The organism is Phaeobacter piscinae (genome assembly GCF_002407245.1).
Taxonomy (GTDB): domain Bacteria; phylum Pseudomonadota; class Alphaproteobacteria; order Rhodobacterales; family Rhodobacteraceae; genus Phaeobacter; species Phaeobacter piscinae.
Genome location: NZ_CP010681.1, coordinates 370,653 through 385,316 on the forward strand (window position 1 = coordinate 370,653; position 14,664 = coordinate 385,316).

Below are 14,664 nucleotides of genomic sequence, written 5' to 3' on the forward strand. Positions count from 1 at the left end.
GTCGGGGCCGATCTTAGGTCCGTGTGTGTCGTTGCCGATTAGCCGCGATCCGCTGTGCCGCTATTTGGGTCGCTGACCGTCAGGGTGACGCGGTCTCCTGCAAACCAAGTACGCCCGAATTCAACCGGGTCGCCGTTTGGCCCGGCGTTGATACCGGTGGTTCGCAAGATTGGGCTGCCTTCGGAAATCTTCAGATGGAGGGCCTGCGTCGCAGTTGCAAGCTTGGCGGTGATACGGGTCTCGACCCTGGTGAAATCAGCAACGCCACAGTGTTTCAGCGCTTCCGTTACTGACTGGGTCTCTTTCAGTGCGGCAAGCAAATCCGGGAAACCGTCTGCCGGAAATACGCTTTGAAACAGTGCGATGGGTTCACCATCCGCCAGGGACAACCCATCGTAGACATGGACGGCGGCACCGGGATCAAGGCCCAACGCCTCTGCTTCGCGCGGGCCGGCGGCGCGGGTCTCTAGCGTCAGGATCCTCTTGGCGGGAATGCGCCCCAGACGGGCAACGTTCTGGTGAAACCGCACCCGCTTGCCAATCGGATACTCCGTCGGCTGCGCAGCGACGAAGACGCCGGCCCCCCGTCGGGCATGGACCAACCCCTGATCTGCCATCTCAGACAAGGCGCGCCGCACAGTGTGCCGGTTGACGCCGAAACGACCCGCAAGCTGGACTTCGGGCGGGAGCTTGTCACCGGTCTGATATCGTCTTTGCGCGATGTCGTCGGTGAGGCTGATGGCTATGGATTTCCAGACTGGAGTGCGGGCCATGTCATGAAACTTTCACAAGGTTGTCGTTGCGTGGTGACGGGCAATTCGGCTAACATTTGTCTAGTTGTATAGATTAACTAGACAAACAAGCCAAGAGGCTTAGACAAGATGAACAGTGAAAAGAGCATGACAGCGGGTGAGAATGGCAATCACGCCAACCGCAAGGCGTGGATGAGCCTGCTTGCCACGGCAGACGCAAAAGCGCTGCAAGATCTGTGGCAGGACTACGGGTGCAATCCCGATCACACATGGCTTCGTCCGCCGGAGGTTGGTGGCGTCATGGTCCAGGGACGTATGGGGGCAAGCGGCGCGCCCTTCAATCTGGGTGAAATGACTGTCACGCGCTGCGCGCTGACACTGCCGGATGGCACTGTCGGGCACGGATATGTGCAGGGGCGCAGCAAGGGTCAGGCAGAGACTGCGGCCAAGGTCGATGCGCTGATGCAGACAGGCGCAGCAGAGGATGTTCGTCGCCATATTCTGTCACCGCTTGAGGCTGCAAGGCAGGCGCGAAAAATGAGCCGAGCTGCAAAAGCCGCTGCGACAAAAGTTGATTTTTTCACCATGGTGCGAGGGGAAGACTGATGCCGTCACAAACCCAGGCGTCGCATTTCTCCGGAGGTTTCACCGCTCCGCCGATCCAGTCAGCAAAAGCGTTTCGCGCTGCGATGACCGCCATGGCGAGGCCCGGTGAGATCAAAGCCATTACTGGCGCCACTCCTCCCGAAGGGCTCTCGGTTGCCGCAGGATGCCTGTTGTTGACGCTCTGCGATCCAGATACGGGCCTCTATCTTGCCTCCGACGTGGACCGCCCGGCTGTGCGGGACTGGATTACCTTTCACACAGGCGCGCTTTTTGTCAGGCCGGAACAGGCTGACTTCGCCATCGGCGGATGGTCGGCACTGGCGCCGCTGGATTGTTATCGCATCGGGACGTCGGAGTATCCGGATCGCTCGGCGACCCTGATTGTGGAGTTGCCGTGCTTTGACACGCCCAACGCCGAGTTGCGTGGCCCCGGCATCAAGGCCAGCACCGAGGTTTGGCTGCCAGACGCCGGTCCGTTTCAGGCCAATTCCATGCTCTTCCCACTTGGCTTTGACACCTATTTTACCGCCGGTAGCCAGATTTCTGCGCTGCCCCGATCCAGCCGGATCACGCGGCTTTCCAATAAAGGAGGCTAAGACATGTATGTAGCCGTAAAAGGGGGCGAACGGGCGATTGACAACGCCCATGCCTGGCTCGCCGAGGAACGCCGTGGAGACACTTCTGTGGCGGAGTTGAGCCTCGCCCAGATCCGCGAACAGCTCAGTCTTGCCGTCAATCGCGTGATGGCGGAGGGCTCGCTCTATGACCCTGATCTGGCGGCTCTCGCGATCAAGCAGGCGCGCGGGGATCTGATCGAAGCGGTCTTTCTGATCCGCGCCTATCGCACCACCTTGCCACGGTTTGGCACGACACGGCCGGTTGAAACCAGCCGCATGGCCTGCGACCGCCGGATCTCTGCAACATTCAAGGACGCGCCGGGTGGACAGGTGCTGGGGCCGACGTTCGACTACACCCACCGGCTTTTGGATTTCAAACTCGCGGCGGAGGCCGATGCAGAACATCAGCCGCAGGCGCAGACAGCCGAGCCTAGGGATGAACACACCCCGCATATTCTGTCCTTCCTTGACGGTGAGAACATCATTGAGCAGGAACCCCAAACAGATGCCGAACCGGGTGATTTGACGCGGGAGCCGATGTCATTTCCGGCGAGCCGGGCGGTGCGTCTGCAGTCGCTGACCCGAGGCGATGAGGGCTTTATTCTTGGCATGGCCTATTCGACCCAGCGTGGCTATGCGCGCAACCATGCCTTCGTGGGTGAGTTACGTATCGGCGCCGTGCCGGTGGAGATGGAGATCCCCGAACTTGGCTTCGCCATCGAGATTGGCGAGGTTGAGTTGACGGAATGCGAGACTGTGAACCAGTTCAAAGGATCGAAAACCGTGCCTCCGCAGTTCACCCGTGGCTACGGGCTGGTGTTCGGTCAGTCAGAACGCAAATCTATCGCCATGGCGCTGGTCGATCGCGCCCTGCGCTGGGAAGAGCTCGGTGAAGACAACCTCGGCGCCCCCGCGCAGGACGAAGAGTTTGTCCTGAGCCATGCGGATAATATTCAGGCCACCGGTTTCCTGGAGCATATCAAGCTGCCGCACTACGTGGACTTCCAATCCGAATTGGAGCTGGTCCGCAAGCTGCGCCGCGAGGCAGCAGAGTTGGCAGAACAAATGGCAGCACGGGAGGCGGCACAATGAACGGCTTATGCCACAGGGCCGATTTCAGGAAAGGTGCCCAAGATGTCTGACTATAATTTTGCCTACCTTGACGAACAGACCAAGCGGATGATCCGCAGGGCGATCCTGAAGGGGCTGGCGGTGCCGGGCTATCAGGTTCCATTTGCGAGCCGAGAAATGCCCATGCCCTACGGCTGGGGCACGGGTGGCGTGCAGGTCTCTGCTGCGACGTTGACACCAGATGACACGCTGAAGGTGATCGACCAAGGGGCCGACGACACCACCAATGCGGTGTCGATCCGGAAGTTTTTTGAAAACACCGCAGGCGTGGCCACCACCGAGGAAACCGCAAAGGCCAGTGTCATCCAGACCCGCCACAGGATCCCGGAGGCTGAGCTGAGTGAGGATCAAATCCTTGTCTATCAGGTGCCGATCCCGGAGCCCTTGCGCTTTCTTGAGCCGCGCGAAACCGAAACCCGCAAGATGCACAGCTTGCAGGAATACGGATTGATGCACGTGAAACTTTATGAGGATATCAGCCAACACGGCGCCATCGCGACCTCCTATGCGTATCCGGTGAAGGTCGCGGATCGCTATGTGATGGATCCGTCTCCCATTCCAAAGTTCGATAACCCCAAGATGAACATGGCGGCGATCCAGCTGTTTGGCGCGGGGCGTGAACAGCGCATCTATGCCGTCCCGCCTTATACCGAAGTGGTCTCACTCGACTTCGAGGATTACCCGTTTGAGGCCAGCAAGGCAGATCATCCCTGCGATCTCTGCGCGGCAGAGGACAGCTATCTGGATGAGGTGATCCTGGATGATGCGGGGAACCGGATGTTTGTCTGCTCCGACACGGACTATTGCCGATCCCGGCGTGACGCGGGCCATCTCGGCCGCCTGAGCGAGGAGGCCGCGTGATGATGCCGCTGTTGCAAGTAAAAAACCTGGCCAAGATGTATGGCGCGCGGATTGGCTGCACGGATGTGAGCTTTGATCTCTATCCGGGCGAAGTCATGGGCATCGTCGGGGAAAGTGGGTCGGGAAAATCGACCCTGTTGAACAGTATGGCCGGGCATCTGACGCCGGACCGGGGTGAGGTGATTTTTGATACCCGTGCTGACGGTCCTGTGGACACGGTCACCATGTCGGAACCGGCGCGTCGCATGCTGGGGCGCACGGATTGGGCCTTTGTCCATCAGCATGCGCGCGACGGTTTGCGCATGTCTGTGTCAGCTGGTGGTAATATCGGTGAGCGGTTGATGGCAGTAGGAGATCGCAACTATGGCGACATCCGTGCCAATGCGACGGATTGGCTGGGCCGGGTCGAGATCGCCGAAAGCCGGATTGATGATCGGCCCTCCGCTTTCTCAGGTGGTATGCAGCAACGGTTGCAGATTGCCAGGAATTTGGTCACCGGACCGAGGCTGGTCTTCATGGATGAACCCACGGGCGGGCTGGATGTTTCGGTACAGGCGCGGCTGCTGGATTTGCTACGCAGCCTGGTGCGCGAGATGGGGCTGAGCGCGATCATCGTGACCCACGATCTCGCGGTGGTGCGGCTTTTGGCGGATCGGCTGATGGTCATGAAAGACGGCCATGTCGTCGAGACAGGTCTGACCGATCAGGTGTTGGACGATCCGCAGCATGCCTACACCCAATTGCTGGTTTCCAGCGTACTTCAGGTCTGAGGATCCGAGATGATTGAACTTCAAAACGTGAGCAAGAGCTTTATCTTGCACAATCAAGGCGGCGCGGTCATCCCGGTCATGGAAGGCGCGAGCCTGCAGGTTGCGGCAGGGGAGTGTATTGGCCTTACGGGTGCGTCCGGAGCCGGAAAATCGACCCTGATGCGGGTGATTTACGGCAACTACCTGGCCGCCTCCGGGACGGTCATGATCGGTGGAGTGGATGTCGCTAGGGCCGCACCCCGCGAAATTCTGGCGCTGCGACGCGAGACGCTGGGCTATGTGAGCCAGTTTCTGCGGGTGGTGCCGAGGGTGCCGACACTGGATGTCGTGGCGGAGCCTCTTCTGGCTGTTGGGGTTAATCCGGCGGCGGCGCGCGACCGAGCAGCAACACTGCTCGCGGGGCTGAACATTCCCGAACGCCTTTGGCAGCTCAGTCCGACAACATTTTCCGGTGGGGAACAGCAGCGGGTGAACATCGCGCGGGGTTTTGCCCATACTTATCCTGCGATGTTGCTGGATGAGCCGACCGCGAGCCTTGATGCGCAAAACCGCGCCACGGTTTTAAGCCTGATCGAGGAGGCGAAGGCGCGCGGCGCGGCCATCATTGGAATTTTCCATGATGAGGTTGCGCGCGAACAGGTCTGTGATCGCTTTGTCGATGTGTCCGCCTTCACACCGAAGGCCGCCGCATGAGTCCGGGATCAGTCAAAGCGCCGGTGATTGCCGTGGTCGGCCCGTCGGGCGTCGGCAAGGACAGCCTGATGGAGGCGCTACTTAAGCGCATTCCGGGCTTGGTGAGGCAGCGCAGGATCATTACCCGCGCACCGGAACTCGGCGGGGAAGACTACGACGCTGTGACTGAGGATCGGTTTGCAGCGCTTTGTGTCGCGCCGGGTTTTGCCCTGCACTGGGAAGCGCATGGGCTACGCTACGCGATTCCGCGGGATATTGACGAGCTGCGCAATCGGGCCTCGGGGGTTCTGGTGAACCTCTCACGCAAGGTACTGCTGGAGGCTGAGGCGGCCTTCGGCACGTTGGTTATTCTTTCTGTCACGGCAACACCCGAGGTGCTCGCCGAACGGCTTATGACGCGCGGGCGTGAGGATCGCGCGGAGATTGAGCGCAGGCTTGCCCGTGCGGCAACACCTATGCCTGCCGGATTGTCGCAGGTGATTGAGATCGACAACAGTGGTCAGTTGGAAGAGGCGGTCCAAGCAGCGGAAACCGCCCTGATGCCCTGGCTTCAGCCGGAAAGGGTGTGACGATGCAGCAGGTGAAACCGTCCGTCGCTGCCCTCACCAACCAAAGCCAGATCGCCAATGACAAAGGGCGTTGGCAGCTGGGGAACCAAACGATCCTGCAACACAGACTCTATGGCAGGCAGCTCCGCTTTGGGCCGCTTGCCGCTCAAGGTGATGTGGAAGCGGAAACTGTCGCCTACATAAGGGTAGCCCCATGTCACCAGCGCTTGTTCCTGTGCGGGAGACAACCCACTGGCGCGTCGTTTCTCCAGCTCATCAAGTGTGGCGGGGGCGCGAAATTCATCCAGATCGCGAACGCAGTCAAATGCAAGACGGTTCAACCCCAATTGATCCCCGCGCGGGCACAGGGCGAGGAAACGGCCAAGTCGGGTCAGGGACAGCCCGTCCAGTATCACCGGTTTTGCAGCAGAGGCGAACTGCGCAAACCGCTCGGCCAGCGCGTCAAATGTCGTACCCTCCGCAAGCCGAAACGGTGGCTTTATGGTCGCATGCAGCCCGTATTTGCGCGGCACATCGGTGATGGCCGCCACGTCGAGGCCGGTGCCGGTGGGATGGTCCAACGGAGATCCCTCATGCACGTCCCAACCCAGCCAACTGGATGCAAACCGGCTCCATTCCGCCTGTGCAGGCGGGACATAATAGATCGCGTATCGCGTGACTGTCACAATGGCCTCCTAAGTGTGGCCCGTTCTATAGCTCAAATTGTGTGAAATTCAGATGACAGAACCTTTGATCCTTGCCAATGCCACTCTTGTCCTTCCCGGTGAAACCCGCGTCGGCTCCATTACCCTGACAGAGGGGGTGATCACTGACATTGCGGATGGCGCATCCGTTCCCAAGGGCGCTGTTGATCTTGACGGTGATTATCTTTGCCCTGGTCTTGTGGAACTGCACACGGATAATCTGGAACGCCATATCCAACCCCGCCCCAAGGTAGATTGGCCCCACGCCGCAGCGATTATCGCACATGATGCTGAGCTGGCAGGCACCGGTATCACCACAGTTTTCGATGCGATGCGGGTGGGCTCCATCAAAGCGGCGGAATCCCGATATGGTGCATATGCGCGCAGCCTTGCAAGCGAGCTGCTTGAGTTGCGCGAGCAGGATGCGCTGAAAATCAGCCATTTCCTGCATCTGCGCGCCGAAGTCTGTTCTGAGACGCTTGTTGATGAGCTGAACGAATTTGGTGAGGCCGACCGTGTCGGCCTTGTCTCCTTGATGGATCATACTCCAGGGCAGAGACAGTTCCGTGATATGTCGAAGCTGGAAGCCTATGTCAAAGGCAAGCACGGCTTTGACGACGATGGTTTCAAGGCGCATGTCGCCGGGTTGAAGCGCATGCGCGACACCTACGGTGATCTGCACGAGGTGGAGGCCGTGAAGGCCGCGCGCCGCTTTGGTGCGGTCCTGGCAAGTCATGATGATACAACCGCAGAGCAGGTGGCGGTGTCCGCCGGTCACGGTATCCATTTGGCGGAATTTCCCACCACGGTAGAGGCCGCGCGGGCCTGTCACGACCATGGTATCAAGGTGATGATGGGGGCACCTAACCTGATCCGGGGGGGATCGCATTCCGGCAATGTCGCAGCCAAGGATCTGGCACAGCTGGAACTCCTTGATGTGTTGTCCTCGGACTATGTGCCTGCGGCCCTGTTGCTGGCGGCAGCGCAGCTTGGCGAACTCTGGGGCGATTTTGCGCGTGGTCTGGCAACGGTCACTTCGGCCCCGGCGGATGCGGTTAATCTTACGGATCGTGGGCGTATCGACATTGGCAAGCGGGCGGATTTGATCCGCTTTCGAATGCGGGCTGGCGTTCCAGCGCTGGGTGCGGTCTGGTCGCGTGGCAATCGTGTCGCCTGATCCTAGGGTGTAAGATGCAACAAAAAACGCCCCGGACTGTTCCGGGGCGTTTTTTTTCGAGCATCGCGGGGCTCTCATCTCACCTGATAGAAAAGATAGCGCCCAGGAGGTATCCCTTGCGGGCCGTCCAGCTCATCAAATCCGACGAGGGGCTGACCAGAAACGATGATCCCTCCCTGTGCCATCACAGCCGCAATCGCCGGGGACAGAGCGGCGGCTTCGGCAATGTCTTTTTCTTTCACACCAAAACCAAGGTCGTAATGGGCCAATATGATCGGGCTGCGTTCCTGTGCCAGCTTGTCCAGCATCGGGCGGGCCTCGCCTTGCAGGAAATCAGCCTCTGGCGGCACACAGGAGGGGTGGCATTGCAGCACCCGGTCAATAACGCGAACCCGCCGGTCCGGCAGTGTTTCGCGCAGGTGATCATAGGTGCGCCCGTTGCCCAAACCGATGTCGAGCACATCCCCGGCAAGGTTGCGAACCTGCTCTGCGGCCCAATTCAGCCCATCCCGCTGCGCGGTCAGACGGCGCAGCATGGAATCCAAGCGGCTCATTCAGATAATCCTTTCATCAAATACCCAGGCGCGCCCCGGACCATCCAGCAGGCGCCGCATCACATCCTCGCAAAATCCCCAGGTCGCATCATCCTGCACCAGATGATGGGTCAGGATGCCGTAGGGTTCGGCGACATCGGCGTGCCCCTTACGACGCGCGGCAAGCTGTGTCACCAGCTGTGACAGCAGCAGCGTTGGCGCTACAAGCCCGCGCGAGCCCTTCCAGTCAATCGGGTCGAGGTGGGTGTTGATCTGCCAGAGCCCCGGTGCCGCTTTTGCCCGGCGGCGCGGGGTGAAGGTCGACAGGGCGCTGTAGCCCAACCCCGCGAGCCAGGGTTCGACGTCGGGATCTATCCGGTTCCAGGGCGGGACAAACATGGGTCGCAGCCGGTCACCCAACAGGTCGCGCAACCGGTTCAGAGCATTTTCAGCGTCCTCCAACACATCGTCGATTGGACGGTGGGTGCCAAATTCCGCCTTCTTGTCACCGGTGCCTGCGTGGTTTTCATGCGCCCAGCCATGCACGACGGGCACCAATCTATCCTCTTGCGCCATCCGGGCGGCAAGGGCGGGCGTGGCATCACGCGCAACAATCGCAAGATGGGCGGGCAGGGCCAGGCGTTCTGACAGCTCAATCAGTCGGTCCAACTGGGGCGTGGGGGCAATAGCGTCGTCGTCGCGCCACCAGATTGGCAGGATCAACCCATCGTCCTGCCATCGAGAAAGCTCGCGGTCCAAACTGGTCCAATCCGGTGTCATGCACGCTCCTTTACCAAGTTGCACGCAATCTCTACCGTTCGGGCGGCGCCGTCAAACCGGAAGCCATCCGTCGGTCGGGCAGGGGCGGAGATGACATCATCCAATGCCGCGCAAAGCATCTCCGGCGTCAAATCGGCGGCAGCCAGAGAGGTGATGCCGTCGAGTGGGGTGAGACTGGCGGCACGCAGAGATTGCTCAACTTCGTTGCCCGCATCAAAGGGAACAATCACCGCAGGCGCACCCGTCTGCAGCAAGTCCAGTGCGGTGTTGTAGCCGCACATGCTGACTGAGGCGGCAGCGCCCTGCAGCATCTGGCGAAAGTCTGGCCGCGCTGGCTCCAGAATAGCATCCGTCTCGCCATCCTTCGCTTTTAGATGCGCGATTTCCTCCGCTGCATTATTTCCGCCTATCAGGATGCGCCATCGCAGGGCAGGTCGCAATTTGGCGGCTTTTGCAGCAACCCGATAAAGTGCAGACCCAACGCTGCCGCCACCGGCGCTGACAAGGATCTCGCCTTTGCCAACACCCTCAGGATGCGGCACCGGCGCAGCTGGAGCAACGTATCCCGTGTAGTGAAGTTTCTCCGAGATTTCGGGTGTCACCGGCCATGAGGCCTCCAACCGGGTGGCCTGCGGGTCGGAATGCACCAGCACGCCGTCGTAATGTGTCGTCAGGACAGTAGCGGCATCCTCCGCCTTCTTGGGTTTTGAAGGTGGTGCGAGAATGTCGCGTATTGATGCCAGAATGACCGGGGGGCTGGGCAGAGTGTTGGCCGTATCCAAAAGTGCCAGAAACTCCCGCTTCAGGCTGCGCCGACCGAAGGGGAACAACTCGGTGATCAGGATATCGGGTTCGACATCTCGAAGTGTATCGCAGAGCTGCTCAACACGATTGTTGAGATAGGTATCGTCCGCCAGCTCGCCGGTTGGAGCCAGCAATCTGTTAAACGCCACGCCGTCAGAGCGCAGCGGCGGCAGCTGGATCAGATCAACGCCGCTGTGATCAAGGTGAGGTGCGGGTCCGCCGCCCGATACCACATAGGTCCGATGCCCGGCAGCGGCGAAGGCACGACCCAGCGTCAGGGCACGGGACAGATGTCCTGTGCCCAATAGATGCGTCACGGCAATCAGAACTTTCATTCCGCAGCCCGTTTGCTGAGGCGCACTGGGTCGGCAATGGGCGTGAGCGTGCCGTTGCCATCAATCTCCACTACGAACAATCGATTGCGCTTGATCTGAAACGGGGCGGAGCCGTCAAAATTCCAGCCATGAGCCCGGGCGAGGATCATCCGCATGATGCCGATATGGCAGACTGCAACGGTGTCTTCTGTCAGATGCGCAAGCCAAGGGGAGATCCGCTCCCAGACCTCCTGCGGGGTTTCCCCACCGGGCGGGCGGTAGTGCCACCCCCAATTTTCAATGTCGCGAAACCCGCTGGTTGGATCGGATTTAAGCTCCTTGCCGTGTTGCCCTTCCCAGTCGCCCCAGTTCATTTCAATCAGGACTGGGCTGGTTTTAGGCGGGCGCCCTGCGACCAGCTTCGCGGTTTCAGCCGCGCGTTTAAGGGGGCTGGACCAGAGGGACGCCCGATCCCATGGCGCGGGGAGGGACTGCGCGGAAAGTTCAGCGCGGGCAGTGTCGTCCAGCGAGATGTCACTGCGCCCCTGTATGCGGCCGGCGCGGTTCCAATCGGTGTGGCCGTGGCGCAAGAGAGCAAGCCTGATCATGATGGGATCTCCAGCAAGGGTGAAAGTGTTGACCACAAACGTTGTGCGGCCGCCGGTGCAAGGTGCCGGTCTGCGATCCGGCTGCGAATACGGCTCGCCTGTCGGTCACACAGGGCGGGATTATCAAGTACCTGTATCAGTGCTTGTGCATACCCCTCGGATCCGCTGTTCGGTTGCGGTGTGAGTGCAGGGAGCTCCCACCTGGTGACAACGTCACGCAGGCCCGGGCGATCTTGTGCCAGGACCGGAACCCCGTGGGACTGGGCCTCCAGATAAACCATCCCGAATGCCTCGTTGACGCCAGGCCAGACAAAGATGGAGGCTTGTCTATAGAACATGCCCAAGGCGTCCCGGTCCAACTCCCCCAGAAAACGCACTTTGTTGCCAAAGCGCGACATCATCTGCTCTACCTCGGATCGGGCCGGGCCGTCTCCGACGATATCCAGTCGCCATGGTCGCGACACCTGAGCCAGCGCATCGGCAAGAAGGCGATAAGACCTGAGTTTGTCACCTTCCCTCATCATACCGACACACAGCATGGCGCCGGACCGGTCACTGGGCTCCGGCAATCGGTGATCCGGCAGAAACGGCGGCAGGTGAACCAGATGCTGATCGCGATACCTGTCCCGCAACAATGTCTGGTGGTCCCGCTGTGTCAGATAGAAAATGACAGAGGCTACGTCCGCTGCGTCATGGGCGGCTTGGGCAAACTCGGACCAAGGACCCGACAGGCGCTTCTTGGCTCGCGTCGACTCCACTTGCACATAGGGGATCGCAAGTCGTCGGGCGACGGTTGGTCCGATTAGATCGGGCGCTTTGTAATAGTTGTGGTAGGTCAGCCAGAGATCCGGTCGCTCCGCTTTTGGCGCCGTTGCTATCTCGGTACAGATGCGGTCGACTTCCTGCGCCGCCTTGGCGCGCAGAATTGCCTGACGCTCTACATCGCCTGAGTTGTCGAAGATCCGCAGTTCGCTGGCCAATGTGACCACCGCGCCAGAGTCAGAAAGCAACCCCATCAGGTTTCTCGCCATTTCGCGGTCGCCGGAGGGGATCGGATGGCGCGGCGATTTCATTGGCGCGTAAAAGGCTATAGTTCGGCCCTGGCCAAGCGTCATGCGTTTTGCATCATGAGGGTCAGCCGTTCCGACAGGCGTGCTATACCGGGGTCCATCCCGAAATCGCTGCGCAACCGACCCAAGGCAGCCTCTGCCATGCGGGCCGCCTGCTCGGGGTTCCGACTGAGGGTCAGGATGGCTTCAGCCAAAGCCTCCGGCGTGTCCTCGCTGAGCAGGCCATGGGTGCCGCTTTCGATGAACTCCGGGATAGCTGATACTGCCGTGGACAGGATCGGCAGACGCTGGGAGGCGGCTTCCATCAGCACATTGGGCAAGCCGTCCCGGTCACCATCACGAGCAATACGACTGGGCAGGACGAACAGATCGCAGGCGCGCATGGCGGCGATCACCTCGGGCTGATCGCAGGCGCCGCGCCAAGTGATGCGGTCCGCGACCCCGACGTCCTCGGCGATACCCTGCAACAAATCCCGCATGTCCCCACCGCCGATATGGGTCCAATGCCAATCCATACTTTTCGGCAGAAGCGCCAGCGCACCGATCAACCGGTCAAAGCCTTTCTTTTCGACCAGCCGCCCCACTGACATCAGGTGTAGTGGATCGCCCGGTGCGCGCCATCTACGCTGCGGGGGCGAGGGGAACCGTGACAGGTCAAGCCCGTGGTAGATCAGATCAACGCGGTCACTGCGGTCTGCCATGTTTTGCAGGTGCTTCGCGCCAAATCCGGTGCAAGTCGCACCAAAGGTGGCCCCATGGCTCTTGGCCGCCAGTTTCTCCTGCAGTTCCCAATCAGGGGAGGTCCAGATGTCCTTGGCGTGGGCCGAAAAACTCCACGGCAGGCCGCGCATAATTGCCGCGTAGCGCGCGACAGAAGACGGCGTGTGCAGGAAATGGGCGTAGAGACCCAGCACCGCACCGGGCATTTCAGCAGCCAGAACACAGGCCTGACCAAAGCGGCGAATTCGGTTGCGGGTTGGATCGCGACGCAGATCTTCGCGCCAAATCCGATAGGCCGTCTGGTAGCCAGGCATTGTTTTGGCCTGATCCCGCGCGGCCCAAACGCGATCTGGCTCCTGATAGAGATACTCCGGCAGATAATGGACCGTCGCAGTCAGTTTTTCGTGCAGGGGGTGGCGTTTCACGTCTGTGGGATGGCGCAGAGACCAGATCTCGAACTGATGACCTGCCGCTTCCAACGCGACCAGCTCCTGCGCAATGAAGGTTTCAGAAAGACGTGGCCAGCCTTTTACAACAACGGCAAGGGGCGGGCGGGATGGCCCGGTTGATCCGGTAGTCATTCGGCAGCCTTTCCGTTGGTGCCATGCAGCAGCGCATCGACACGGTCGGTCACGTAGTCCAGCCCGTCCAGCAAGCCGTCCGGGATCGCAGCGGAGGGGGGCGGCTGATCGGCAAGCGCGCGAATGGCCCGGATCATTGCCTCAGGCGTCCAACCGTCGCGGCGTTCGTCGAGCATCGCTGTCAGTCCCAGTTCTTCGGCGCGGCTTGCCCGGATCCATTGCTCAAGTCGCGGTGTGGTGCGCGGAACGATAACGGCGGGTTTGTCAAAGGAGAGCACTTCGCAGAACGTGTTGTAACCGCCCATGCAGACAACCCCTTGAGCGCCTGCAAAGAGGGTTTCGATCTCGGATTCGAAACCTACCGCGGTGACCCGACCGTCAAGCGCGGCCACGCGGGTCTCGAATTCGGTTCTGGTGTCGCCGGACAGAAACGGGCCGTAGACCAGCATCGCGCGCGGCGCCAGGTCCGGATCCCGTTCATAGGCGGTCAGCACGAGATCCACCATCATCGCGCCGTCACCACCACCGCCGGGAGTAATCAGCACATAAGGTTGCTCGGGTGGTGTGCCCAGATCACCCAGATCGCGGCGCAGATACCCGGTCCAGTGCATGCGCGCCTGCGCCTCAGAGCTGAGCGGCAGCCCGGCTGTCGGGTCGTAAACGGAGCGGATGCCGTAGACCCAGATCTCATCGTAAAACTGTTCGGTGGCCGCAACTGCGTCCTTGCGCGCCCATTCAGCGGCCAAGACCTCCGGTTCATCCAGCACGTCGCGCAACCCAAGGATCAGCTGTGTGTTTCCATTGGACTTCAACTCATCGAGGGTTGGCAGCAGTTCCCCGCGAAACCCTGTCGGTTCCTTGTCAACGATCAGCACATCGGGGGCGTATTGCAGCGCGGTTGAACGGATCAGCCCGGCGCGCAGAGATGTGGTCTCTTCAATCGACATACCCATCGTGCGCGACGCATAGGAACCGTCCGAGCGTTTGATCACGCCGGGCAGTCGCACATGGTCAACCCGCGAGGGAAACGCAAAGCGTCCCGCCACAGGAGAACCGGTCAAGATCAACGCTGAGGCTGTCGGATCAGCATGGGTGATCGCGCCTGCCAGTGCCCGCGACCGCCTCAGATGGCCCAGCCCGAAGGTATCGTGGCTGTAGAGCATGACACGCGCCCCGCGAAGGGCGCTGGAGGGGGCGTTGGCTGTCATAGCTGGGCCTGCGTCTGGAGAGAGGGAAGGGTGGTGGCGGCACCGGCATGATCTCGCAGGTTGCCGTCGCAGCGGATGATTGGACACATCTGTCCACCCCCCGCATCAGCGGCTGTGCGTGTTGGCTTGGCCAGGGTCCGCCTCAGCATAGTGTCGCCTCAGGTTGCTCAGCCTGACACGCTACGGG

The 14,664-nt window shown here is 60.7% G+C and carries 17 protein-coding genes; 8 read left to right on the forward strand and 9 right to left on the reverse strand.

Annotated elements, in window-relative coordinates:
- Positions 1-38 precede the first annotated feature (38 nt).
- The gene (phnF, locus tag phaeop14_RS01705; RefSeq protein WP_096788563.1) at positions 39-773 is read right to left on the reverse strand and encodes a phosphonate metabolism transcriptional regulator PhnF; all 735 of its coding nucleotides are present in this window, start codon (positions 771-773) and stop codon (positions 39-41) included.
- A gap of 108 nt (positions 774-881) precedes the next feature.
- Here phnF and phnG point away from each other — a divergent pair, with 108 nt between their 5' ends.
- The 7 genes from phnG to phnN are packed head-to-tail and all read left to right on the forward strand — an operon-like array spanning position 882 to position 5,999.
- Complete coding sequence (gene phnG / locus phaeop14_RS01710; RefSeq protein WP_096788564.1) at positions 882-1,358, forward strand: phosphonate C-P lyase system protein PhnG; 477 nt, start codon at positions 882-884, stop codon at positions 1,356-1,358.
- Entirely contained in the window at positions 1,358-1,954 is a 597-nt protein-coding gene (phnH, locus tag phaeop14_RS01715) for a phosphonate C-P lyase system protein PhnH (protein ID WP_096788565.1), read from the forward strand. Before phnG ends, phnH begins: the two co-directional genes overlap by 1 nt.
- A 3-nt stretch (positions 1,955-1,957) precedes the next feature.
- Complete coding sequence (locus phaeop14_RS01720) at positions 1,958-3,067, forward strand: carbon-phosphorus lyase complex subunit (RefSeq protein WP_096788566.1); 1,110 nt, start codon at positions 1,958-1,960, stop codon at positions 3,065-3,067.
- A 42-nt stretch (positions 3,068-3,109) separates the two neighbouring features.
- Positions 3,110-3,967: an alpha-D-ribose 1-methylphosphonate 5-phosphate C-P-lyase PhnJ gene (locus tag phaeop14_RS01725; RefSeq protein ID WP_024098421.1), complete on the forward strand. Its 858-nt coding sequence runs from the start codon at positions 3,110-3,112 to the stop codon at positions 3,965-3,967.
- Entirely contained in the window at positions 3,967-4,737 is a 771-nt protein-coding gene (phnK, locus tag phaeop14_RS01730) for a phosphonate C-P lyase system protein PhnK (RefSeq protein ID WP_096788567.1), read from the forward strand. Before phaeop14_RS01725 ends, phnK begins: the two co-directional genes overlap by 1 nt.
- Before the next feature lie 9 nt (positions 4,738-4,746).
- Complete coding sequence (phnL, locus tag phaeop14_RS01735) at positions 4,747-5,430, forward strand: phosphonate C-P lyase system protein PhnL (protein ID WP_040171111.1); 684 nt, start codon at positions 4,747-4,749, stop codon at positions 5,428-5,430.
- Entirely contained in the window at positions 5,427-5,999 is a 573-nt protein-coding gene (gene phnN, locus phaeop14_RS01740) for a phosphonate metabolism protein/1,5-bisphosphokinase (PRPP-forming) PhnN (RefSeq protein WP_096788568.1), read from the forward strand. Before phnL ends, phnN begins: the two co-directional genes overlap by 4 nt.
- Here phnN and phaeop14_RS01745 read toward each other — a convergent pair.
- The gene (locus tag phaeop14_RS01745) at positions 5,981-6,664 is read right to left on the reverse strand and encodes a DUF1045 domain-containing protein (protein WP_096788569.1); all 684 of its coding nucleotides are present in this window, start codon (positions 6,662-6,664) and stop codon (positions 5,981-5,983) included. The two genes, phnN and phaeop14_RS01745, sit on opposite strands and share 19 nt — an antisense overlap.
- A gap of 52 nt (positions 6,665-6,716) precedes the next feature.
- Between phaeop14_RS01745 and phaeop14_RS01750 the strand changes: the two genes are divergently transcribed.
- Positions 6,717-7,859: an alpha-D-ribose 1-methylphosphonate 5-triphosphate diphosphatase gene (locus tag phaeop14_RS01750; RefSeq protein WP_096788570.1), complete on the forward strand. Its 1,143-nt coding sequence runs from the start codon at positions 6,717-6,719 to the stop codon at positions 7,857-7,859.
- A 74-nt stretch (positions 7,860-7,933) separates the two neighbouring features.
- Here phaeop14_RS01750 and phaeop14_RS01755 read toward each other — a convergent pair whose 3' ends face one another.
- From phaeop14_RS01755 to phaeop14_RS01785, 7 genes are read right to left on the reverse strand one after another with little or no spacing between them, the layout of a single operon-like run.
- A complete protein-coding gene (locus phaeop14_RS01755; RefSeq protein ID WP_014879105.1) occupies positions 7,934-8,413 on the reverse strand; it encodes a class I SAM-dependent methyltransferase in 480 nt (159 codons plus the stop codon).
- Positions 8,414-9,172, reverse strand: coding sequence for a polysaccharide deacetylase family protein (locus tag phaeop14_RS01760; RefSeq protein ID WP_096788571.1), 759 nt, complete (start codon positions 9,170-9,172; stop codon positions 8,414-8,416).
- A complete protein-coding gene (locus tag phaeop14_RS01765; protein WP_096788572.1) occupies positions 9,169-10,311 on the reverse strand; it encodes a glycosyltransferase family protein in 1,143 nt (380 codons plus the stop codon). Before phaeop14_RS01765 ends, phaeop14_RS01760 begins: the two co-directional genes overlap by 4 nt.
- The gene (locus phaeop14_RS01770; RefSeq protein ID WP_096788573.1) at positions 10,308-10,898 is read right to left on the reverse strand and encodes a histidine phosphatase family protein; all 591 of its coding nucleotides are present in this window, start codon (positions 10,896-10,898) and stop codon (positions 10,308-10,310) included. The genes phaeop14_RS01765 and phaeop14_RS01770 overlap by 4 nt, the downstream gene beginning before the upstream one ends.
- A complete protein-coding gene (locus phaeop14_RS01775) occupies positions 10,895-12,013 on the reverse strand; it encodes a glycosyltransferase family 4 protein (protein WP_338090132.1) in 1,119 nt (372 codons plus the stop codon). Before phaeop14_RS01775 ends, phaeop14_RS01770 begins: the two co-directional genes overlap by 4 nt.
- A complete protein-coding gene (locus tag phaeop14_RS01780; protein WP_096788574.1) occupies positions 12,010-13,269 on the reverse strand; it encodes a glycosyltransferase family 4 protein in 1,260 nt (419 codons plus the stop codon). The genes phaeop14_RS01775 and phaeop14_RS01780 overlap by 4 nt, the downstream gene beginning before the upstream one ends.
- Positions 13,266-14,477 carry a glycosyltransferase family protein gene (locus phaeop14_RS01785; RefSeq protein WP_192870579.1) on the reverse strand — a complete coding sequence of 404 codons (1,212 nt, stop codon included), beginning with the start codon at positions 14,475-14,477 and terminating at the stop codon, positions 13,266-13,268. Before phaeop14_RS01785 ends, phaeop14_RS01780 begins: the two co-directional genes overlap by 4 nt.
- Positions 14,478-14,664: the final 187 nt, after the last annotated feature.